Here is a 21652-nt window from a genome sequence, read left to right as displayed (position 1 = left end):
TATGGTGTGCAGTTTAGTTGGTGGGAGATACATGGAAAATCGATTTACACGTCGAGCACGTAAGAAAAAGGGGTATCGTTCAGATTTACCATTTCGGTTAAATTTGATTTTAGCAGTTGTTTTTGCTTTGTTTGCAGCCTTGATTGGACAACTTTATTATTTACAAATTTCCAAAGGGGCCTTCTTTGTAGCGGATGTCAGTCGGACGGATACCTTAGTTGAAACGACAAATGTACAGCGGGGGATGATTTATGACTCAACTGGACAAGTTTTAGTTGGTAATAAAGCAGCTAAGGCGATTTCATATACTAAAGGGGTTAATGTTTTAAGTAGCCAGATGTATGATACTGCTAATCGGTTAGGTCGGTATTTAAATGTCGATACATCCCAATTGGCGAAACGAACAGTCGCTGATTACTTGTTAGCTGATAGTGCGACTGCTAAAGAAATTAATTCAAATATTAAGAACTTTAAAGCTTTAGGGCCAAACGCGCAATATAAAGCGCAATTACAAGAAGTTTTCAATCATCCAAAGCGCTATGCATTATCAGATGAGCAAGAAAATGCGGCGATGATCTTTCAAAAGATGACAGGTGCATATCAATTATCAACGACCTATATTAAAGAAGGTGGTGTGAGTGATAAGTCAATTGCCGAAATCGGTGAACACTTAAACTCAATGCCAGGCGTTTCTATCTCAACTGCTTGGAAACGAGACTACCCACAAGGTAAGTCAATTCAAGCAGTTATCGGAACAGTTTCTTCTGAAAAAGTTGGATTACCAGCAGATAATTTGAATGTCTTGTTAAGTAAGGGATATTCACGTAATGACTCAGTTGGACAAAGCTACCTTGAAAAACAATATGAACCTGTTTTGAAGGGAACAAAAGGTCAAACCGAATTTGAAACGGCTTCAAACAATAAAATTGTCAATGCGGTTGAAGGTTATCCTGGCCGTAAGGGTGATAACTTAGTTTTATCGATTAATGCAAAATTCCAAGCAGCCATGGAAGAAACACTCCGTAAGAATATCTCTGGTGGTTTAACCTCTGGAGCTTATGCGGTAGCGATGAATCCATACACTGGTGGTATTTATGGAATCGCGGGAGTTAACCGTGATTCCAAGACAGGTGAGGTTACTTCAAATGCCTTAGGCGCAATTAACCAAGCGATTGTTATGGGGTCAGCAGTTAAGCCGGCAATGGTTACTGGTGGTTTGAAGTTAGGGGTGATTAGCCCAACCAATAACATTATTAATGACCAACCAATCAAAATTGCGGGGACACCAGCGATGAGTTCTGACTGGAACCGTAATGGAGTCGTGCCAATTAACGCACAAACAGCGTTAGCAGTATCATCAAACTCATATATGATGCAATTAGCATTACGAGAAGGTGGTACGCAATACCACCCAGGAATGGGCTTGAAAGATGTTAACCCAGATTTATTCAAAATTATGCGTAACAACTTCAATTTATTTGGTCTTGGAGTTAAGACCGGAATTGACTTGCCAGGTGAATCAGCTGGGATTGTGGGACCAAGTGGTCGTGCGGATTTAGGGAAAGCGTTGATGGAATCATATGGTCAATACGATGCTTACACTGTATTACAATTAGCACAATATGTTTCAACAATTGCCAATGGTGGTTACCGGATGCAACCACACGTAGTGCAATCAATTGCAGCTTCAAATTCGCAAGGTAAATTAAGTAACATTCAAACGACTGTACAGCCTAAAATTTTGAATTCAGTTGGCTGGACACCAGAACAACGAGCAGTTATTACTGAGGGGATGCAACAAGTTGTTGATGGTCCTAATCCTCGTCGGACAGGGCAAGCATTAGCCAAAATTTCACCAACCCCATACGCTAAGACGGGGACGGCCGAAACATTTACTGATGGTCAACCGACTTTGACTTTGAGTTTGATTACTTATATTCCAGGATCTAATATTGCAATTGCTTTGGCAATGCCAAATGGTCCGCAATCAAACTTTGGATCAAATTTGAATATTAATATGGCGATGGATATTTATAATGCCTACTTCAAATATGTCAATGATAAGTCAACGGTCAAAGGATACACACCAAATAAAGACGATAAGCAATAAAACTCAAATAGGGCTAGTAATTGAATTTAATTTCTGGTATTATAGTTTGAGTTGAGGGAGCGTGTGCTAAGAAATTAGCCACCCCCTAGATTTATTGAGAAATTAATACTGGAGGGTTTTGACATGCGCATTAACATTACTTTAGAATGTACTGAATGCGGTGAACGCAACTACTTGTCAAATAAGAACCGTCGGAACAACCCTGACCGTCTTGAAGTTAACAAGTACTGCCCACGTGATCGTAAGGTTACTTTACACCGTGAAACTAAGTAATTAAATTTACTAACAAGAAAGTACGATGAGTTTTCTCATTGTGCTTTTTTTGTTTGTTAACGTCAATAATATTGATCATTGAAACATAATAGTTTTGTTGGTCGTTTTATGTTGGCGTGCTATAATATGTATTACCAAAAAAATTTATTATGAAAAGAGGTTTACCGTCTTGGAACCTGGTCCGTCTTATTTAATTAATGTCGTTGTCATTGTATTAGTGTTAATGTTAGCTGTTTTATTTACGCTAACAGAGTATGCATTGGTACGTGTGCGAGTTAGTGCTTTGCGCTCTCTTAAGGAAGAACGTAAAGGCTCAACACGTTTAATTGATGCTGCTATTCACATGACAGAAAATTTAACTGAATACCTTTCAACTGCGCAAGTTGGAATTACCCTTACGAGTCTTATTTTAGGGTGGATTGGTGAGGTTACGATTGCTGATGCAATCATTGCAAGTGGAATTCTACCAGCCAATGTGGCCCAAGGAATTTCATCAATTATCGCAATTTTATTATTTACAGTTATTCACGCGGTTTTTACCGACTTGGTGCCTAAAAATATTGCGATTGCTGATCCGGTTAAAATTTTATTACTCATTGTACGGCCAGTACGGTTTTTCCATATTGTCCTTTACCCATTGATTTTCATCTTGGATCGGACTGCTAATTTGTTTACTCATTTACTTGGATATCCAACGGCAGCTGATGAAGACATCTATTCACAAAATGAAATTTTATCATTATCTAAAAATGCTGCTAAGGCGGGTGAATTGGATGAAGAAGATTTAACATTTATGGAACGGGCCTTTGATATGAATGATAAGGTTGCAGTTGATATTATGGTTGACCGAACATCAATGTGTGTAGTGGATGTTGACACAACGATTCATGAAGCACTTGAAATTTATATTCAAGAAAGTTACTCACGCCTGCCAATCATTGCCGATGGTGACAAAGATAAGGTGATTGGATATGTCTATACGTATGATTTAATTCGTCAAGGTCGAATTGATGATTCTGAACCAGTCGTTAAAATTATGCGTGACATTCCAGCTGTGCCTGAAAATATGGACGTGCATGATGTCCTTAAAGTAATGGTTGCTAAACGGGCACCAATTACAATTGTTGTTGATGAATATGGTGGAACATCAGGATTGATTACAGATAAGGATATCTATGAAGAATTATTTGGATCAGTTCGCGATGAAATCGATGATGTTGCCGATGATTATATTCAAAAATTAGGAAACTACAAGTACAAAGTAAGCGGAAAAGTTTCGCTCTATGATTTGGAACGCTACTTTGATGTTAATATTAAAGATTTCGAAGAAGATGAAGCGGTAACTTTAACAGGATATGTCCTTAATCATGAACCAGATTTCCGTACCGGTGACGTGATGCATGTGGCTAACTTTGAAATTAAAGCATTGGACTACGATAATGCGTACATCAATGAATTTGAAATTACTAAGTTAATTCCAGAAGTTGTTGAAGATACTGAAGAATAGAATTAATAAAAAGGATATTAAGCGAAAACGCTTGATATCCTTTTTTATTGTTATCGTAAAAGAGATATTTTTATTGTAAAGAGGATTGCTAAAGTTCATTTTTAACGCTAAGAATTTTAAAGCAAGTGAAAAAAGTACGTAATTTTCTAAAAAAAATTAAAAAAACAAGTAAAAAAGTCGATAAAACCCGAACTATGAGCTTGCTAAGTGCTCAATGTTAAGGTATGCTATTAGAGGTTTATTTATTCAATCGATATTGATGAAGAGGTATATATAATGGCTGGAATTGTTGTTGTTGGGAGTCAATGGGGTGATGAAGGAAAAGGTAAAATTACTAATTTCCTTGCCCAAGATGCAGATGTAATCGTTCGTTACCAAGGTGGAGATAATGCAGGTCACACGATCGTCTTTAACGGTCAAAAGTTTGAATTGCGTTCAATTCCATCAGGTATCTTTGATGATGACAAGCTTGCAGTTATTGGTAACGGTTTTGTGTTAAACCCACAATCTGTTCTCGAAGAACTAGCATACTTAAATTCACAAAATGTGAACACTGATAATCTTCGGATTTCAGATCGTGCTCAAGTGTTGTTCTCATACCACAAATTAATTGATGTCTTACAAGAAGAAGCAAAAGGTAATGACAAAATTGGTACTACGGGTAACGGTATCGGACCTGCATATACTGATAAGTATGCTCGGATTGGTATTCGTGTCTGTGATTTACTTGACAAGGATGTTTTATCAAAACGTTTGCATGCGGTTGTCAGCCAAAAGAATGAATTATTAACAAAAATTTACAACCATGCACCAATTGATGCTGATGCATTAGTTGAAGAGTACTATGCTTATGGTCAACAATTGAAGCAATATGTTACAGATACTGCCTACTTAGTTGATGAAGCATTCCGTGCAGGTAAGAAAGTCTTGTTTGAAGGGGCGCAAGGGGTGATGCTTGATGTTGATCACGGTACTTACCCATATGTAACATCTTCAAACCCAATTGCCGGTGGTGTAACTACTGGGGTTGGAGTTGGCCCAACAAACATTACTGATGTTGTTGGGGTAGCTAAAGCATATACTTCACGAGTTGGTGAAGGTCCTTTCCCAACTGAATTACTTAATGAAGTTGGTGATCACATCCGTGAAGTTGGTCATGAATATGGAGTTGTTACTGGTCGTCCTCGTCGGATCGGTTGGTTTGACTCTGTGGTTATGCGCCACTCAGCCCGTGTGTCAGGTTTAACGAAGTTGTCTGTTAACTGTATTGATGTCTTGACCGGTATTGATACATTAAAGATTGCTACAGCCTATGAACTTGATGGGAAAGAAATTAAATATTACCCAGCAAGCTTTAAAGATTTAGAACGAGTAACCCCAATCTATGAAGAGTTACCAGGTTGGACAGAAGATATTACTAGTGTTACAAAACGCGAAGACTTACCTCAAAATGCGCAAAATTACTTGAAGCGTATTGAAGAGTTAGTCGGTGTTGAAATTGCAACCTTCGCTGTTGGTCCTGACCGGGATCAAACGAATGTATTATTAAATGTTTGGACAGGAGAGAAGTTTTAATGATTGATCGTTATTCACGCCCAGAGATGAGTGCCATTTGGTCACTTGAAAATCAGTATGCAAGTTGGTTAGAAGTTGAAGCAGCCGTAGTTAAGGGATGGGTTGAAGAAGGCCATATTCCAGCGGCTGATTATGATAAAATCCGTGCTAACGCAACATTTAATGTTGATCGGATTGCAGAAATTGAAGCAGTTACGCGCCATGATATGGTGGCATTTACTCGGAATGTGTCAGAATCATTAGGTGATGAGAAAAAATGGATTCACTATGGTTTAACTAGTACCGATGTTGTTGATACTGCTCAAGCATTACGTTTAAAGCAAGCTAACGAAATTATTTTAGCTGACCTTATCAAGTATCGTGATGTGGTTGCTGAAATGGCCCTTAAGTATAAAGATACTGTTATGATGGGTCGTACCCACGGGGTTCATGCTGAACCAACAACTTTTGGTTTGAAAGTTGCGCGTTTTTATGCGGAAGCTGTTCGTAATATTGAACGTTTCAAGACAGTAGCCACTGCCGTTGAAACTGGAAAACTTTCTGGAGCCGTTGGTACTTTTGCCAATGTTCCTTTGGAAGTTGAAGAAGTTGCGATGCGTGAACTTGGTTTACAACCTGCTTTGATTGGATCACAAGTTTTACCACGTGATTTACATGCTGATTACATTAATACTTTGGGCTTGATTGCGACAAGTCTTGAAAACTTTGCTACGGAAGTTCGTAGCTTACAACGTTCAGAAATTCATGAAGTTGAAGAAGGATTTGGCAAGGGTCAAAAAGGTTCTTCAGCAATGCCACACAAGCGTAACCCAATTGGATCAGAAAACATTTCTGGTTTAGCACGGGTCGTGCGTGGTCACATGGTTACTGGAATGGAAGATATTACGCTCTGGCATGAACGTGATATTTCACACTCTGGTGCGGAACGAATTATTTTAGGTGATACAACAATTCTTGTTGACTACATGCTTCACCGTTTTACTGGTATTTTAGAAAACTTGGCAGTCTTCCCAGACACAATGTTAGCTAATATGGATCGAACTTATGGTTTGATTTACAGTCAACGTCTCTTGTTGAAGTTGATTGATGCTGGTTTAAGCCGTGAAGCTGCCTATGACACTGTACAACCAATGACTGCTAAATCATGGGACGAACAAGTACAATTCCGTCCATTGGTTGAAGCAAATGCAACTGTACAAGAATACTTGAGCGCTGATGATATTAATGATGCGTTTGATTACAGTTACCACTTAAAGAATGTTGACGCAATCTTCAAGCGGGTTGGTTTGTTAGATTAACCACAAAAGGATTATAAATAATGGATATTCAAATTGATCGAGTAATTATGGACGAAGCCCAAATTCAAGCAGCAGTAAAGAAAGTTGCTGATGAAATTCGTCGTGACTATAAAGATAAACGCCCAGTAATGGTTCCGATTATGAAAGGGGCAGTTGTTTTTACTGCTGATTTATTACGTGAACTTAGCGATATTGAATTTGATTTTGATTACGTTGATGTATCTAGTTATGAACATGGCGCTTCAACTGGTGAATTAAAAGTTGAAGTAAATGTTCGTAAAGATATTACTAATCGTGACGTTATCTTGATTGATGAAGTTATCGATACAGGTTTAACAGTTGATTTCTTAATTAAGGAATTTACTAAATTAGGTGCTTCATCTGTGAAAACAGTTGTGGCAGTTGATAAAAAAGCTGGTCGTAAAATTGATATTGAGGCGGATTACGTTGGGGCGGATGTTCCTAATGAATATTTACTCGGTTACGGAATGGATTTAGATGGTTCACATCGTTTCCTTCCACAAATTGTGGCCATTAAAGCTTAAGATGTATGAAAAGGCTAGGACTGTTTTAGTGGTCCTAGCCTTTTTAGGTAGTAATAATAACTAACTTGTACCAAAGTAATATTTCGTTATAATAATATATATTAGAAAAAACGAGGTGAAAGTAAAATGGCATTTACACAAGTTGCACAATTAACAGGTGATACGGATACTTACGAAATTAGTCCGCAAATCAAAAAATACGCATTGATGGATACTGGTTTTATTCAACAAACTAACGGTTCATTTCAATTGTTACGGCAATTAGAAACCGCTAAATCATTTGAAGATTCGTTTAAGTTGAAAGTGGTCGTGAATGCGGATTTAACGGGCTTTAAAATTAAGGTAGTTAATGCAAAAGGGACAGCTGTAATTAACATTTTTAATCATCAAAATGCTGCTGCTTTAAAAGAACAATTTGGTTATTTTGTCGATGAATTGATTGCCCGTGATATTTTGATTCGTAAATAAACTAATTTTTTACTTTTAAATGATTTCAAACGATTGAAAAAATGGTATTATATTAATTAGTAAACATGTCATAACTAGAATGGTAATTAGAGACGTTTTGGATGGTGAAAAAAACGCAGTTCGGTTAGTGATGCTCTTACGGCAATTGTACTAGTAATAGTACCGTTACTCAGCGTTAACGAGTATTTAAGAGGTAATCGATTTAGATCGTTGCAAGTAGAGTGGTACCACGTGGATAGCGTCTCTACATGCGATGGTCTTTTTTTATTTTAATTTTTGGAAAGTGAGACATATTAACATGAAAGAATTATCATCAGCCGAAATTCGGTCAATGTTTCTTAAATTCTTTGAAAGCAAAGGACACAGTATTGAACCTTCAAAGTCATTAATTCCTAATGATGATCCAACGTTACTCTGGATTAACTCTGGGGTGGCAACATTGAAGAAGTATTTTGATGGCTCAGTCGTACCAGCAAATCGTCGAATCACGAACGCCCAAAAGTCAATTCGGACTAACGATATTGAAAATGTGGGTCATACCGCTCGCCACCATACTTTATTTGAAATGATGGGTAATTTCTCAATTGGGGATTACTTTAAAGAGGATGCCATTCCTTGGGCTTGGGAATTGTTGACTTCACCAGATTGGTATGCGATGGATCCTGAAAAGTTATACGTAACTGTATATCCAGAAGATACGGAAGCTAAAGTAATTTGGCTTAAAACAGGTGTTCCAGCGAGTCATATTTTTGATGTTGCAGATAATTTCTGGGATATTGGTCAAGGTCCTTCAGGTCCCGATTCAGAAATTTTCTATGACCGTGGTGAAGAATTCTTGGATATTCCAGCTGATGATCCCGAAAATTACCCTGGTGGAGAAAATGAACGCTACCTAGAAATTTGGAACATTGTGTTCTCACAATTTAACCACACTCCAGAAGATACTTATGAAGAATTACCACATAAGAATATTGATACCGGAATGGGTCTTGAACGGGTTGTTTCAGTCTTCCAAAATGCGAAGACAAACTTTGAAACTGATTTATTCATGCCAATTATCAAAAAAGCAGAAGAACTTGGTGGTGGTGTTAAGTACGGTGACTCACCAGTAACTGATATTTCATTTAAGGTGATTGCTGATCACGCACGGGCAGTTACGTTTGCGATTTCTGATAGTGCCTTACCTTCAAATGAAGGTCGTGGTTATGTTATTCGCCGTCTTCTCCGTCGGGCCGTTTTACATGGTCGTAAATTAGGAATTAATGGCGCATTCTTAACGCAATTAGTACCAGTTGTTGGTCATATCATGGAATCATACTATCCTGAAGTGTTAGCTAATGCTGAATACATTGAAAGTATTGTACGAGCTGAAGAAAAACGCTTTAATGAAACACTATCAGATGGCTTGAAGATGTTAAACGATGTTATCGCTGAAGTAAAAGCAGCTGATAGTGATGTTATTGATGGTAAGGTGGCATTTAAACTTTACGATACATATGGTTTCCCATATGAATTAACCGAAGAATATGCCGATGATGAAGGCTTGAAAGTTGACCGAGCTGGATTTGATGCTGAAATGCAAGCGCAACGTGAACGCGCACGAGCAGCGCGTAGTGATGCCAAATCAATGGGTGTGCAAAATCCATTACTTACTGATTTACACACTGAATCTAAGTATGTTGGTTGGACAACTGAAGAAGTTGCGGATACACAATTAGCTGATATTATTGTTGATAATGAATTGGCTGATCAAGTAGCTGCAGGTCAAACGGCTGATGTTATTTTTGCCGAAACACCATTCTATGCCGAAATGGGTGGACAAGTAGCTGACCAAGGTCAAATTTTGACGTTAACCGGTGATGTAGTTGCGGAAGTTACTGATGTCCAAAAAGCACCAAACGGCCAACACATTCATTCATTAAATGTATTAGCACCAATGAAGCAAGGTGAACACTACCAATTAGTAGTGGACCACAAATTCCACGAATTAGTATCTAAAAACCATACTGCAACTCACATGTTGGACCAAGCATTGCGGAATATTTTAGGTGGTCACACTAGTCAAGCTGGTTCATTAGTGACACCTGAATATCTACGTTTTGACTTCTCATACAATGGTGCAGTCTCTGCTGAAAAACTTGATGAAATTGAAGCGTTAGTAAACGAAAAAATTGCTGAAGCCTTACCAATTTCATGGGTTGAAACCGATATTGAATCAGCCAAAAAACTTGGTGCTGTGGCGGTCTTTACTGAAAAATATGGTGAAAAAGTTCGGGTCGTTTCAATTGGCGACTTCAATGCGGAATTTGATGGTGGAACCCACGCTAATAACACGAGTGAACTTGGTTTATTCAAGATTGTCAGTGAATCAGGAATTGGGGCGGGTGTTCGTCGGATTGAAGCCGTTACTGCGAATGTCGCCTTCAAGCTAACCAAAGAACACGAAAACCAATTGGCCCAAATTGCCAATGCTGTTAAAGCGCCACAATTAAAAGACGCTCCTGAAAAAGTTTTGGCTTTACAAGCCCAAATTAAAGAATTAGAACGTCAAGTTACGAGCTTAGAAGCTAAGATTGCTAATTCAGCTGCAGCTAACATCTTTAATGATGTCCAAACAATCGGGGACCATTCAGCAATTATCAGCCAAGTAGAAGTTTCAGGAATGGAACAATTACGGGCAATTGCTGACCAATGGAAAGAAAATGCTAGTTCAGATGTCTTAGTATTGATTGCCAAAACTGGTGCTGATAAAGTTAATTTGATTGTTGCGATGAGTAAACCAGCTATCGCCACTGGAATTAAGTCTGGTGACTTGATTAAAGCAGTTGCGCCACTTGTTGGCGGTAATGGTGGTGGTCGTCCTGATTTAGCACAAGCTGGTGGTAGTAACCCAGCCGGCATTTCAGACGCTTTAAGTGCAGCAGCAAGTTGGTTAAGCGAGCATTAAGGTTAAAAATGCTTAAATGGTAAGTTTTAGTCATTTATTGTATACAGAAGCATTATTTACGTATACAATGTTGATAGTAACGTTTTAGTCTGGAGGTAGCTATATGAGTTCATTAGACGAGACCACCTTATTTGATGTTGGTAATGTACAACCAATTGACGTGCATGATACACTTCAAACTGTTTATAGTGCATTGGAAGCGAAGGGATATGACCCAATCAACCAAATTGTTGGTTATCTTATTTCTGGTGACCCAGCATATATTCCACGTTTGAATGATGCCCGGAATCTTATTAGAAAGCACGAGCGCGACGAAATTATCGAAGAGCTTGTGAAGGGTTATTTAAATAAATGAGTCGATTATTAGGTTTAGACGTTGGTTCTCGGACCGTTGGAGTAGCTGTCAGTGATATCATGGGCTGGACTGCGCAAGGGGTCGAAATTATTCGGATTGATGAAGATCAAAAAGAATTTGGTATCGAACGAATGAAAGAGCTTGTTGCTGAATATAAACCAGGGGGCTTTGTCCTTGGTTTGCCTAAAAATATGAACAACACGCTTGGTCCACGGGCCGAAGCTGCGCAAGCATATGGTGATTTATTAGTCGAAACTTTTGGATTGCCAGTTGATTTCATTGATGAACGGCTGACAACTGTTGAAGCTGAACGGATGTTAGTTGAAGAAGCTGATACATCACGTAAAAAGCGGAAGCAAGTTATTGATAAACTTGCCGCAAGTTTAATTTTGCAAAACTATTTAGATGCAAATGGTAAATTAACGAAAGTATGAGGTATGCCCTATGGCTGAAGAACCACAAGAACAACAAATCACACTAGTAGATGAAGATGGTACAGAAACTTTATTCAACGTCCTCTTCACATTCACATCTGATGAATACAACAAGTCATACATCTTACTTTACCCAGAAGGTACTGAAGATGACCAAGAAGTAGATATTCAAGCCTTTTCATTTAACCCTGATGAAGATGGTGAAGCTACTGAAGGTGACTTACAAGCAATTGAAGACGACGCTGAATGGGACATGGTTGAAGAAGTGTTGAACACTTTCTTAGACGACGATGGTAACTTTGAAGCTTAATGCGCCGTTTCTAATGGTCAAGATTTGATTTTTAGAATAAAAAAGACTGGTTGATTCGCATGAGTCGATCAGTCTTTTTCTTTACAGAAAGAGGAAAGATAATGCATAATTACGCAATTACAGTGCTTAACCAAACTTTTGTTGGTGATCAACCCGAACCATTTTTTGATGTGGTAACCTTTCTAGCTAATTTGGAGACTAGTCAGTTAGCGGACGTGGCGGCTTTAAAGCAACTAGCCACCGATACCCAATTAATGCCAAGTTATGATGATGGCATGGGCCAAATGGTCACTGAAAAGGTAATTAAGATTTTAGATGTATATGAATTAATTGACGAAGTGACTTTTGAAGGTAATCCAGAAGTTAATAGTCGCCAAATTGTGCCAGCTAAACCGATGGATGTTACTCAGTTTTTGGCCACGTTTTACAGTGATTATGTTTATGAAGATGATTTTAAAGATTAAACGATACGAACACATGCGAACATTAGTTTGAAAAACCTTGATATTTCAAGTATAATAGGCACTAATTAGAATTTGAGAAACAAGGGGTGAGACAATGGCACGTGGCGAAAGTAAACAAATTGAGGTATTGCGTTTTATTTACGAAAAACAAACTCAAAAAGGTTATCCGCCAACAGTTCGTGAGATCTGTGAAGCGGTTGGTTTAGCTTCAACATCAACAGTACACGGACATATTGTCCGCTTACAAACTAAAGGTTATTTACGTAAAGATAGTACTAAACCACGAGCAATCGAAATTACTGATGAAGGGTTAGAAATTTTAGGAATTTCAAATAACCCGGGTCAAATTCCAGTTGTTGGTTTAGTAACCGCCGGATCACCAATTTTAGCAGTTGAAGAACAAGCAACGGAATTTTTTCCGTTGCCAGATGATTTAGCAGCCTATGATGGCGATTTATTTATGTTAAATGTAACAGGAACGTCAATGATTAACATTGGAATTTTAGATGGTGACCAAGTGATTGTTCGTAAACAAAATCAAGCTGATAATGGTGATATTGTCGTTGCTTTGACGGAAGATGATGAAGCAACCGTTAAGCGTTTTTTCCGCGAGAGTGGACATTACCGGTTACAACCAGAAAATGATACAATGGAACCGATTATCTTGGATACAGTTACAATTTTAGGTAAAGTTGTAGGTCTGTACCGTAACTCAGTATATTAATAAGGTAGGTAAAGATAGTGGAACGAGAACAATTACGTCAACGGATTAATGAATTGTCAGCTAAGCATAAAAAAGAAGGCTTAACTGAAGCGGAAGAAATTGAACGGCAAGCATTACGGGAAGAGTTTTTAGCTAACTTCCGGGAAGCATTTCGTTCACAAATTGAAATGATGCAACTCTTTGACAAAGAAGGTAAGGAAGTTACACCGGATAAAGTTAAAGAAATTCAACGTAAGAAGGGTCTCCGTGACGATTAACCCTTTTTTTATTAGTCAGAATAAAGTAAACTAAATGTATTACAAATATTGAGGAGTTAGCTTACATGTCTTTCTTAGCTGTTGTTTTAATTATTTTAGCGCTTGTAGTTGGATTTGTTGGTGGTTTCTTTGCTGCCCGCAAATACATGGAAACTTACTTAAAGAACAACCCACCAATTTCTGAAGAAATGGTACGTTCAATGATGGTTTCAATGGGTCAATCACCTTCACAAAAACGTTTGAAGCAAGTGATGGCATCAATGAAGAGCCACACTAAATAATTAAAAAAACCGGCTGATGAATTTAAATTCATTAGCCGGTTTTTGTATGCTATTCTTTTGTAGGAGTCTTTGGTTTTGGATCGATATATTTAAACGTTGGATCCAAATCATGGTCTAATTTATCAAAAGATGCTTGTAATTTCTGTGTGAAGGCCGCTACGTTAGTATCGTCAAGTTTTTCACGACGTTCAACATAAATCGGATCACCGAACATGATTGATACGTTATTACGTTTGAAAAGTTGTGAGAATTTAACGGGTCCTTGGTAAACTACTGGCACAATTGGGCGACCAGAAAGCTTAGCAATCATCATTGTCCCGGCCTTTAATTCACTACTGTGACGTGAACCAGTTGGGAAGATGATTAAGCCAAGATCTTCACTCTTGAGATTCTTAACCGGCGTCTTGATAGCAGATGGACCAGGATTTTGACGGTCAATAGCAAAGGCATTGGCATGGACTAAAATCCAGCGAAGAATGGGATTTTTAAATAACTCAATCTTGGCCATGAAGCTGAATTTGAGTGGTGCACCAGCAACCGCAAAAAACAAAGGATCCCACCAAGTCCGGTGAGGACCTGCGAGGATGAAAGTTCCTTCAGGAAGTTTATTGTGGTTGTAAATTTTGGTTTTTCCGTTAATAATAAAAAGCAGAAAACGAACTATTGTCCGTGCAATAGAATAAAACATTATCTTGGAGCTCCTTTAAAAAACTTTTATACTTTTTAAGTATGCAAAATTTAGCTCCGTAAAGCAAGTAGGGAAATTTTTATGACAAATGTACAACTACAATCTGATGAACGAATTGATCAATTGTTCAGTCAAGATATTCAAATAATTCAAAGTGCTAGTGTTTTTGCATTCTCATTAGATGCCGTTTTATTAGCGCATTTTGCTAATGCCCCCAAAGGTGGTCGGGGACTGACAGTTGATTTATGTGCCGGGAATGGGGCAATCGGGCTTTTTTATTCACAAAAAAGTTCTGGTCACATTACGGAAGTTGAATTACAACCACGCTTGGCTGATATGGCAGAACGCTCAATTGAGCTGAATCATTTAGATGAACGGATGAATGTTTTAAATATTGATTTAGCTGATACGTTACAACATATCAAAGGTGGTTCAGTTGAAACGGTATTATGTAATCCGCCATACTTTTTGAGCAGTGAAACTTCGCAAAAAAATCCGAATGAACATTTAGCGATTGCTCGGCATGAAATTACAACCAATCTCGATACCGTGTGTGATGTTGCAAGTCGATTACTTAAAATGAACGGTAAGTTATTTATGGTTCACCGCCCAGATCGTTTAGTTGATGTGGTAAGTGCAATGCAAGCAGTAAAATTAGCGCCAAAACGCATTCAATTTGTGTATCCTAAAGTCGGTAAAAAAGCCAACATGGTACTGATTGAGGCGATTAAAAATGGTAAAAGCGGTGGGGTGCGGGTTTTAGAACCAATCGTCGTTTATGACCAAGATGGTCAATATACACCAATGGTTCATCAGGTACTATATGGTGAGTGAAAAAGAATATTATATGTATGTCATTTTAACAGCCGACAACATGTTGTATACCGGTTTTACTGATGATGTGGCCCGGCGCTTTGCAACGCATCAGGCGTTTAAAGGAGCGAAGTTTACAAAGATTAAAAGCAAACATCCGCTGACGTTGTTGTACCAGGAAGCATTTGCCACTAAACATGACGCGTTGTCTGCGGAGTGGCATTTTAAACATCAAAGCCGGGCACAAAAAGAAATGTACCTCAGAGAGCATGGGGTTGATATCTAATAAAAAATTGCATAATTTTGCTTGCAACAAAGATTTATATTTGGTAACATATTAAACGGTGTTAAAACCAATTCACACCTTAATCAATGTCGACTGGGTTGCGAGCGATCGTCCAGCTGCAGATGCGATTAGGGGAGGAATAAACAAAATTTTGGAGGAATAACTCATGGCAGTTATCTCAATGAAGCAATTGCTCGAAGCCGGTGTCCACTTTGGTCACCAAACTCGTCGCTGGAACCCTAAGATGAAAGAATTTATCTTTACTGAACGTAACGGTATTTACATCATCGATTTACAAAAGACTGTAAAACTTGTTGACCAAGCTTACAACTACGTACGTGACGCTGCTAAAGACGGTGCCGTTGTATTGTTCGTTGGTACTAAGAAACAAGCTCAAGATGCTATTGCTGAAGAAGCAAAGCGTGCAGGTCAATACTACATCAACCACCGTTGGTTGGGTGGTACTTTGACAAACTGGAACACTATTCAAGCGCGTATCGCACGTTTGAAGGAACTTAAAGCTATGGCTGAAGATGGTACTTTTGACCGTCTTCCTAAGAAAGAAGTTTCTTTACTTGTAAAGCAAACTGCTAAGCTTGAAAAGTTCTTGGGTGGTATCGAAGATATGCCTAAGATTCCTGATTTGTTATTTGTTGTTGACCCTCGTAAGGAACAACTTGCTGTTCAAGAAGCACACAAGTTGAACATTCCTATCGTGGCTATGGTTGATACTAACGCCGACCCAGATGACATCGATGTTAAGATTCCATCTAACGATGATGCTATCCGTGCCGTACGTTTGATCACTGCTAAGATGGCTGACGCAATCATCGAAGGTAACCAAGGTGAAGACCAAGTTGATGAAAACTCATTTGGTGCAGATGATTCAGTTGAATCAATCGAAGAAATCGCTGCCGTAGTTGAAGGCGACAACGCTGAAAAGTAATTAAATGTTTAGAGTAGGCTGTCACAATAGTTCTGCTAGATTATTCTAGCTAACCATGTGGTGGTCTATTTTTTTGAAAAAAACTAGGTTTCTAGCTTTTTTAACTGCTATTTTGTCAGATTTAAGGTACAATTAAGCAAGAAGATAATTTTTTATAATAACGATTTTAAGGAGATTTAATAACTCATGGCTATTACTGCTACTCAAGTTAAAGAATTACGTGAAAAAACAGGTGTTGGTATGATGGACGCCAAGAAGGCGCTTGTCGAAGTTGATGGAGACATGGCAAAAGCTATCGACTTACTCCGTGAAAAGGGTATGGCTAAGGCTGCTAAGAAGGGTGATCGTATCGCTGCTGAAGGTATGACTTACGTTGCTGTTAAGGATAACGCCGCAGCTATCGTTGAATTAAACTCTGAAACTGACTTCGTTGCCGGTAACAAAGAATTTAACGACTTATTACACGCTGTTGCTAACGCAATCGTTGAATTCAAACCAGCTGATGTTGAAGCTGCTTTGGAACTTAAAGTTAACGATGATGCAGAAACTCTTAACGACTTAATCATCCACACTACACAAATCACTGGTGAAAAGATTACTCTCCGTCGTTTTGTTATCGTTGAAAAAGAAGACTCACAAAGCTTCGGTGCATACTCACACATGGGTGGCCGTATCTCATCACTTGTATTGCTTAACGGTGCAGATGCTGAAACTGCTAAGGACGTTGCTATGCACGTTGCTGCAATCAACCCACAATTCGTTTCACGCGAAGAAGTGCCTGCAGAAGTTGTAGCACACGAAAAAGAAGTTCAAATGAACGCCGAAGATATGGCTGGTAAGCCAGAAAACATCAAGGAAAAGATCGTTGAAGGTCGTTTAAACAAGTTCCTTGCTGAAATTTCATTGGCAGACCAACCATTCGTTAAAGATGGTGACCAAACTGTTGCTAAGTACGTAGAATCAAAGAATGGTTCACTTAAGTCATTCATCCGTTACGAAGTTGGTGAAGGTATGGAAAAGAAGAACACTGACTTCGCTGCTGAAGTTATGGGCCAAATCAACTAATTTTAAATTAATTAGTTATTTAAAAGAGGCGCGCATTCGGGCGCACCTCTTTTTTTTAAGAAAAATGGGACGTTAAAGAGATTTGCTAAAGGAGCATTAATACGAATGACGGAAGTAAAATATAAGCGTGTTTTGATGAAGTTAAGTGGGGAAGCCCTCGCTGGAGATCAAGGACGGGGCATTAATCCGATCTTTGTGAAACAAGTTGCAGAAGAAATCAAAGAAGTACATGATTTAGGTGTTGAGATTGCCATCGTTGTTGGTGGTGGTAACATGTGGCGTGGGGAAGCGGGAGCTGAACTTGGAATGGAACGTTCACAGGCTGACTACATTGGAATGCTCGGGACAGTTATGAACGCCTTAGCACTGCAAGATAGCCTTGAAAACCTTAATGTCCCAACACGGGTACAAACTTCAATTGAAATGCGTCAGATTGCTGAACCATATATTCGTCGTAAGGCTGTACGCCACCTCGAAAAGAACCGCATTGTTATTTTTGCAGCGGGAACTGGTTCACCTTACTTCTCAACTGATACAACAGCTGCTTTACGGGCTGCTGAAATTAACGCCGATGCGATTTTGATGGCTAAAAACGGGGTTGATGGAGTTTACTCTGCTGACCCACGTACTAACCCAGATGCTGAAAAATTCGATACTTTAACGCACTTGGATATCTTGAGCAAGGGTCTTCAAGTTATGGATTCAACAGCAAGCTCATTATCAATGGATACTGATATGCCATTGATCGTCTTTAACTTTAATGAACAAGGAAACATCAAACGTGTAGTGGAAGGTGAAAACATCGGAACTACTGTTAAAGGAGATAAATAATTACTATGCCAAACGCAATTATTACTGATGCTCAAGCACGGATGGAAAAAGCTGGTGAAGCGCTCCAACGTGAATTACAAAACATTCGAGCTGGTCGCGCCAACGTTGGTTTATTAAACCGCGTTGAAGCAGAATACTATGGTGCCATGACACCCCTTAACCAAATGGCATCTATTCAAGTGCCTGAAGCCCGGGTATTATTGATCACACCATATGACAAATCAGCTTTGGACGCAATTGAACACGCTATTTATGCGTCTGATCTTGGTTTGACACCATCAAATGACGGTTCATCAATTCGCTTGGTTATTCCACAATTGACGGAAGAACGTCGTAAGGAATTAGCTAAGGATGTGAAGGGTGAAGCGGAAGGTACTAAAGTGGCAGTGCGTAACATTCGTCGTGATGCAATGGATTCACTTAAGAAACAACAAAAAGCCAATGAAATTACCGAAGATGACTTGCACGATTTAGAAGAGCAAGTTCAAAAGGCAACTGATGCGGCTGTTAAAAATATTGATGCAATTGCTAAGAATAAGGAACAAGAATTGTTAACTATCTAAGCTAATTGATAATCATTAAAATAAGGTCTGGAAAATATATATTTTCCAGACCTTATTTTTTTATTAGCGATAAATAATATTTATGTTTTTAGCCATATGTTTTTAATTAAAGCAAGTGATATGCTCAAGAGTTTTGTACATTTTTTAATAATGTGTATAAAACATAAAATAAATAAAAAGAAAATGTCGTTTTTTGTAGACGGTTTCCCATGATTGAGAATAAACAAACCATATTAATATTTGATGTAATAATAAGTATAGTTCTAAAACTAAATTAATGTGGGGGATTTTTTATGTCCAAGAAGAACAATTATTACAAATTAATGCATGAAACAAAGTATGAACACTTTAAAATGTATAAAGCTGGTAAGCAATGGTTTGTTGCCGGTATGTCATTATTCGGGGGAATATTAGGAGCAAGCGCTGTTGGTACACAAGTAGCACACGCTGATGTTACTAATGGTAACAATGACACTGCTAAAGAAGTTGATCAGGGGACGGTGCTCGCCACACAAAAAACGGCGACAATTCCGGCAGCTTCAACAAGTACTTCAACTATTGATAGTACAAGCCAAAGTACTTCAACATCAAAGAGTCTTTCTGAAAGTACTTCAGTAAGTCAATCTGAAAGTACAACTCAAGCATCTACTAGTAAGAGTCAACTTACTACTAAAGATGATGCAAGTACTGCTTCATCAAGTACATCTTCAGTAAGCAAGACACCAGCAAGTACTTCAACTACAAGTGAATCAAAGAATGACTCAACTGCAAGTACGTCAGATGCAAGTACTTCAACAGCAAGTCAATCAAAGAGTGATTCAAAAGCAAGTACATCAGACTCAAGCACTTCAACTACAAGTGAATCAAAGAGTGACTCAACCACAAGTACATCAGATGCAAGCACTTCAACAGCAAGTGATTCAACCACTGCTTCTACAAGTCAAAGCTTGAGCGCATCTGATGCAAGTACTAGTGCCTCAAATGGTCTTCCAACTAGCACTACGGTAACTTCACTCACTGCTGATAAGGATGCTACAGCTGATGCACAAAAAGCTTTAGCTGCTGTATTACCAAGTGATGCGAACTTGGTAGTTGATTCTACAACACACGAATTATCAATCGTGTTAGTAAATGATCAAACACCAAGCACGGCCATCTTGAATGCAGCGCAAGCTTATGCGGAAGCAAATGGCTTGGTAGTTAACTTCAACCACCGTGATGCAACGACGGCTGATGATACAACACCTAAAAACTTTGGTGATTACAAGAGTTCAGTTCTTTCATATGTAACTAAAAATAATTTGTATACTCAAGCACAAATTAATTCAGATGAATTTCAATCGGCCTTAGCTGGTAGTTACCAAAGCTTCTTGACACAACCAAAACAATTAAATGTTGCGGCAGCTAATGGGATGCCACAGCCATTCAAAACACCTAGTGCAGCCCCACTTTGGTTTATAATTTTCTATCAAGGTGGATTTACTTCTGGACCAAAAGTGGTTAATGCGGTTGTTAATCAACCAACAAAGCTTTCAGCAACCAATGTCATGACGGGTGTTGATGCGGTGCTTTTCACAGGTCAGAATTTCTATACGTGGTATCAATATGATAATGCAACATCTCAATGGGTTGCAAGATTTACGGACAATAATAAACTTTTTGGTTCGACAGTTAATTTTACGGCATCTCAGGCCGGTACCTATTATTTCCAAGTGCAGTCTACGGTTAACATTGTATTTGGTTCTATTCCTTCTACAACGTACTACAGTTATATTATTACTGTTCATGTTTTTGATAAGCCACAAAACGCAACTACAATTTCAACAAGTGTTGATAACAATTACTTGTATTACAATGGACAAAATGCGCAAGCGACTGCTAACGTTGGTAATGGTACGGGTACGATTACATGGGCATCAAGTAATACTGGTCTTGCAACGATTGATTCGCAAACAGGATTTATTACGGCAAATAACAATGGTAAGTCAGGTGTCGTAACTTTTACAGCAACAATAACTAATCCAGATGGCACGACTCTTTCGAGTTCTGTTCAAGTCCAAGTCGGTGGTGGATTGAACGACCAAACTGTTTTGGCAGGTAATCCCGCTACCTTTAATCTTCAAGGTAAAGCTGGTCAGGCGCAACCAGCAGATAGTACAACAACCAATACTTACCAATGGTATAAAGCTGGTGCAATATCAATACTTGATACAAAGTTAGATGGTCAAACTGGGCCAACATTAGTACTCCCAAACACAACATCTAAGGATAATGGTTCACAATACTATGCTATTATCACAACTACGTCAATTGATAGTAAGGGTCAATCACATACAAGTTCATTCACGACAAACAAAGCAACTTTGAATGTGATCTCAAATACACCATCAAACTCGACTTCAATCTCAAATAGTACATCACAATCAACAAGTATTAGTAATTCGATTCCAGCAAGTACCTCAAAGGTTGTAAGTACTAGTGATTCTATGAGTATGAGTGATTCGATGTCACAAAGTGACAGTATCTTGCAACCTTCTCGTTCTGCGAGTGCAAGTGATTCAGCAGTTAAGTCAACATCAATGAGCACATCAGTATCTGACTCAACAGTGAAGTCAAACTCAACATCAAAATCAACCGCTGACTCATTATCAACAAGTACAAGTGATTCAGCAGTTAAGTCAACATCGATGAGTACATCAGAATCTGATTCAGCTTCAACAGTGAAGTCAAACTCAACATCAAAATCAACCGCTGACTCATTGTCAACAAGTACAAGTGATTCAGCAGTTAAGTCAACGTCATTGAGTACATCAGAATCTGATTCAGCTTCAACAGTTAAGTCAAACTCAACATCAAAATCAACCGCTGACTCATTGTCAACAAGTACAAGTGATTCAGCAGTTAAGTCAACA

Annotated in this window: 23 protein-coding genes; 22 read left to right on the top strand and 1 reads right to left on the bottom strand. The window is 38.6% G+C overall.

Going from position 1 to position 21652, the window contains the following annotated elements; genetic code table 11:
- The first annotated feature begins 31 nt into the window (after positions 1-31).
- The 15 genes from LQZ75_RS06770 (at position 32) to LQZ75_RS06700 (ending at position 13548) form a co-directional block, all read left to right on the top strand.
- On the top strand, positions 32-2110 hold the full coding sequence (locus tag LQZ75_RS06770) for a peptidoglycan D,D-transpeptidase FtsI family protein (protein WP_230097079.1): 2079 nt from the start codon (positions 32-34) through the stop codon (positions 2108-2110).
- 123 nt (positions 2111-2233) lie between these two features.
- Positions 2234-2383: a 50S ribosomal protein L33 gene (rpmG, locus tag LQZ75_RS06765; RefSeq protein ID WP_168721942.1), complete on the top strand. Its 150-nt coding sequence runs from the start codon at positions 2234-2236 to the stop codon at positions 2381-2383.
- A gap of 169 nt (positions 2384-2552) precedes the next feature.
- Complete coding sequence (locus tag LQZ75_RS06760; RefSeq protein ID WP_230097078.1) at positions 2553-3890, top strand: hemolysin family protein; 1338 nt, start codon at positions 2553-2555, stop codon at positions 3888-3890.
- A 276-nt stretch (positions 3891-4166) separates the two neighbouring features.
- Positions 4167-5465 (top strand): adenylosuccinate synthase, encoded by a 1299-nt coding sequence (locus LQZ75_RS06755; RefSeq protein WP_230097077.1) that lies wholly within the window; start codon positions 4167-4169, stop codon positions 5463-5465.
- Positions 5465-6763: an adenylosuccinate lyase gene (gene purB / locus LQZ75_RS06750; RefSeq protein ID WP_230097076.1), complete on the top strand. Its 1299-nt coding sequence runs from the start codon at positions 5465-5467 to the stop codon at positions 6761-6763. The genes LQZ75_RS06755 and purB overlap by 1 nt, the downstream gene beginning before the upstream one ends.
- A 20-nt stretch (positions 6764-6783) precedes the next feature.
- Positions 6784-7308 (top strand): phosphoribosyltransferase, encoded by a 525-nt coding sequence (locus LQZ75_RS06745; protein WP_230097075.1) that lies wholly within the window; start codon positions 6784-6786, stop codon positions 7306-7308.
- Positions 7309-7434: 126 nt separating this feature from the next.
- Positions 7435-7776 carry a DUF1831 domain-containing protein gene (locus LQZ75_RS06740; protein WP_230097074.1) on the top strand — a complete coding sequence of 114 codons (342 nt, stop codon included), beginning with the start codon at positions 7435-7437 and terminating at the stop codon, positions 7774-7776.
- A 298-nt stretch (positions 7777-8074) separates the two neighbouring features.
- On the top strand, positions 8075-10723 hold the full coding sequence (gene alaS / locus LQZ75_RS06735) for an alanine--tRNA ligase (RefSeq protein ID WP_230097073.1): 2649 nt from the start codon (positions 8075-8077) through the stop codon (positions 10721-10723).
- Positions 10724-10826: 103 nt separating this feature from the next.
- Positions 10827-11078 carry an IreB family regulatory phosphoprotein gene (locus tag LQZ75_RS06730; RefSeq protein WP_230097072.1) on the top strand — a complete coding sequence of 84 codons (252 nt, stop codon included), beginning with the start codon at positions 10827-10829 and terminating at the stop codon, positions 11076-11078.
- Entirely contained in the window at positions 11075-11512 is a 438-nt protein-coding gene (gene ruvX, locus LQZ75_RS06725) for a Holliday junction resolvase RuvX (RefSeq protein ID WP_230097071.1), read from the top strand. Before LQZ75_RS06730 ends, ruvX begins: the two co-directional genes overlap by 4 nt.
- A gap of 10 nt (positions 11513-11522) precedes the next feature.
- A complete protein-coding gene (locus tag LQZ75_RS06720) occupies positions 11523-11822 on the top strand; it encodes a DUF1292 domain-containing protein (protein ID WP_168721933.1) in 300 nt (99 codons plus the stop codon).
- Between the two features lie 101 nt (positions 11823-11923).
- A complete protein-coding gene (locus tag LQZ75_RS06715; protein ID WP_230097070.1) occupies positions 11924-12286 on the top strand; it encodes a hypothetical protein in 363 nt (120 codons plus the stop codon).
- Between the two features lie 94 nt (positions 12287-12380).
- On the top strand, positions 12381-13010 hold the full coding sequence (gene lexA, locus LQZ75_RS06710; RefSeq protein ID WP_230097069.1) for a transcriptional repressor LexA: 630 nt from the start codon (positions 12381-12383) through the stop codon (positions 13008-13010).
- A 17-nt stretch (positions 13011-13027) separates the two neighbouring features.
- Positions 13028-13267 (top strand): DUF896 domain-containing protein, encoded by a 240-nt coding sequence (locus LQZ75_RS06705; protein WP_230097068.1) that lies wholly within the window; start codon positions 13028-13030, stop codon positions 13265-13267.
- Between the two features lie 65 nt (positions 13268-13332).
- Positions 13333-13548, top strand: a complete 216-nt coding sequence (locus tag LQZ75_RS06700) for a YneF family protein (RefSeq protein WP_230097067.1) — start codon at positions 13333-13335, stop codon at positions 13546-13548.
- A 49-nt stretch (positions 13549-13597) separates the two neighbouring features.
- On the opposite strand, the gene LQZ75_RS06695 is transcribed toward LQZ75_RS06700, so the two are convergent.
- Positions 13598-14236 carry a lysophospholipid acyltransferase family protein gene (locus LQZ75_RS06695; protein WP_230097066.1) on the bottom strand — a complete coding sequence of 213 codons (639 nt, stop codon included), beginning with the start codon at positions 14234-14236 and terminating at the stop codon, positions 13598-13600.
- Between the two features lie 81 nt (positions 14237-14317).
- Here LQZ75_RS06695 and LQZ75_RS06690 point away from each other — a divergent pair, with 81 nt between their 5' ends.
- The 7 genes from LQZ75_RS06690 to LQZ75_RS06660 all read left to right on the top strand — a co-directional run.
- A complete protein-coding gene (locus LQZ75_RS06690) occupies positions 14318-15070 on the top strand; it encodes a tRNA1(Val) (adenine(37)-N6)-methyltransferase (RefSeq protein WP_230097065.1) in 753 nt (250 codons plus the stop codon).
- A complete protein-coding gene (locus LQZ75_RS06685; RefSeq protein WP_230097064.1) occupies positions 15060-15335 on the top strand; it encodes a GIY-YIG nuclease family protein in 276 nt (91 codons plus the stop codon). The genes LQZ75_RS06690 and LQZ75_RS06685 overlap by 11 nt, the downstream gene beginning before the upstream one ends.
- A gap of 166 nt (positions 15336-15501) precedes the next feature.
- A complete protein-coding gene (rpsB, locus tag LQZ75_RS06680; RefSeq protein ID WP_230097063.1) occupies positions 15502-16281 on the top strand; it encodes a 30S ribosomal protein S2 in 780 nt (259 codons plus the stop codon).
- 186 nt (positions 16282-16467) lie between these two features.
- A complete protein-coding gene (tsf, locus tag LQZ75_RS06675) occupies positions 16468-17346 on the top strand; it encodes a translation elongation factor Ts (protein WP_230097062.1) in 879 nt (292 codons plus the stop codon).
- A gap of 105 nt (positions 17347-17451) precedes the next feature.
- A complete protein-coding gene (gene pyrH / locus LQZ75_RS06670) occupies positions 17452-18177 on the top strand; it encodes a UMP kinase (protein ID WP_230097061.1) in 726 nt (241 codons plus the stop codon).
- Between the two features lie 5 nt (positions 18178-18182).
- Positions 18183-18740, top strand: a complete 558-nt coding sequence (gene frr / locus LQZ75_RS06665; protein ID WP_230097060.1) for a ribosome recycling factor — start codon at positions 18183-18185, stop codon at positions 18738-18740.
- 293 nt (positions 18741-19033) lie between these two features.
- Positions 19034-21652, top strand: a 2619-nt coding sequence (locus tag LQZ75_RS06660; protein ID WP_230097059.1) for a KxYKxGKxW signal peptide domain-containing protein, incomplete at its 3' end; no start/stop codon positions are given.

The organism is Periweissella fabaria (assembly GCF_918814575.1).
GTDB lineage: Bacteria > Bacillota > Bacilli > Lactobacillales > Lactobacillaceae > Periweissella > Periweissella fabaria.
This window is presented reverse-complemented; position numbering and strand designations above follow the sequence as displayed.

Bases quoted from the DNA above. Each gene is read 5' to 3' on its own strand.
- LQZ75_RS06770 (WP_230097079.1), top strand. From the start codon at position 32: ATGGAAAATCGATTTACACGTCGAGCACGTAAGAAAAAGGGGTATCGT.
- rpmG (WP_168721942.1), top strand. From the start codon at position 2,234: ATGCGCATTAACATTACTTTAGAATGTACTGAATGCGGTGAACGCAAC.
- LQZ75_RS06755 (WP_230097077.1), top strand. From the start codon at position 4,167: ATGGCTGGAATTGTTGTTGTTGGGAGTCAATGGGGTGATGAAGGAAAA.
- purB (WP_230097076.1), top strand. From the start codon at position 5,465: ATGATTGATCGTTATTCACGCCCAGAGATGAGTGCCATTTGGTCACTT.
- LQZ75_RS06745 (WP_230097075.1), top strand. From the start codon at position 6,784: ATGGATATTCAAATTGATCGAGTAATTATGGACGAAGCCCAAATTCAA.
- LQZ75_RS06740 (WP_230097074.1), top strand. From the start codon at position 7,435: ATGGCATTTACACAAGTTGCACAATTAACAGGTGATACGGATACTTAC.
- alaS (WP_230097073.1), top strand. From the start codon at position 8,075: ATGAAAGAATTATCATCAGCCGAAATTCGGTCAATGTTTCTTAAATTC.
- LQZ75_RS06730 (WP_230097072.1), top strand. From the start codon at position 10,827: ATGAGTTCATTAGACGAGACCACCTTATTTGATGTTGGTAATGTACAA.
- ruvX (WP_230097071.1), top strand. From the start codon at position 11,075: ATGAGTCGATTATTAGGTTTAGACGTTGGTTCTCGGACCGTTGGAGTA.
- LQZ75_RS06720 (WP_168721933.1), top strand. From the start codon at position 11,523: ATGGCTGAAGAACCACAAGAACAACAAATCACACTAGTAGATGAAGAT.
- LQZ75_RS06715 (WP_230097070.1), top strand. From the start codon at position 11,924: ATGCATAATTACGCAATTACAGTGCTTAACCAAACTTTTGTTGGTGAT.
- lexA (WP_230097069.1), top strand. From the start codon at position 12,381: ATGGCACGTGGCGAAAGTAAACAAATTGAGGTATTGCGTTTTATTTAC.
- LQZ75_RS06700 (WP_230097067.1), top strand. From the start codon at position 13,333: ATGTCTTTCTTAGCTGTTGTTTTAATTATTTTAGCGCTTGTAGTTGGA.
- LQZ75_RS06695 (WP_230097066.1), bottom strand. From the start codon at position 14,236: ATGTTTTATTCTATTGCACGGACAATAGTTCGTTTTCTGCTTTTTATT.
- LQZ75_RS06690 (WP_230097065.1), top strand. From the start codon at position 14,318: ATGACAAATGTACAACTACAATCTGATGAACGAATTGATCAATTGTTC.
- LQZ75_RS06685 (WP_230097064.1), top strand. From the start codon at position 15,060: ATGGTGAGTGAAAAAGAATATTATATGTATGTCATTTTAACAGCCGAC.
- rpsB (WP_230097063.1), top strand. From the start codon at position 15,502: ATGGCAGTTATCTCAATGAAGCAATTGCTCGAAGCCGGTGTCCACTTT.
- tsf (WP_230097062.1), top strand. From the start codon at position 16,468: ATGGCTATTACTGCTACTCAAGTTAAAGAATTACGTGAAAAAACAGGT.
- pyrH (WP_230097061.1), top strand. From the start codon at position 17,452: ATGACGGAAGTAAAATATAAGCGTGTTTTGATGAAGTTAAGTGGGGAA.
- frr (WP_230097060.1), top strand. From the start codon at position 18,183: ATGCCAAACGCAATTATTACTGATGCTCAAGCACGGATGGAAAAAGCT.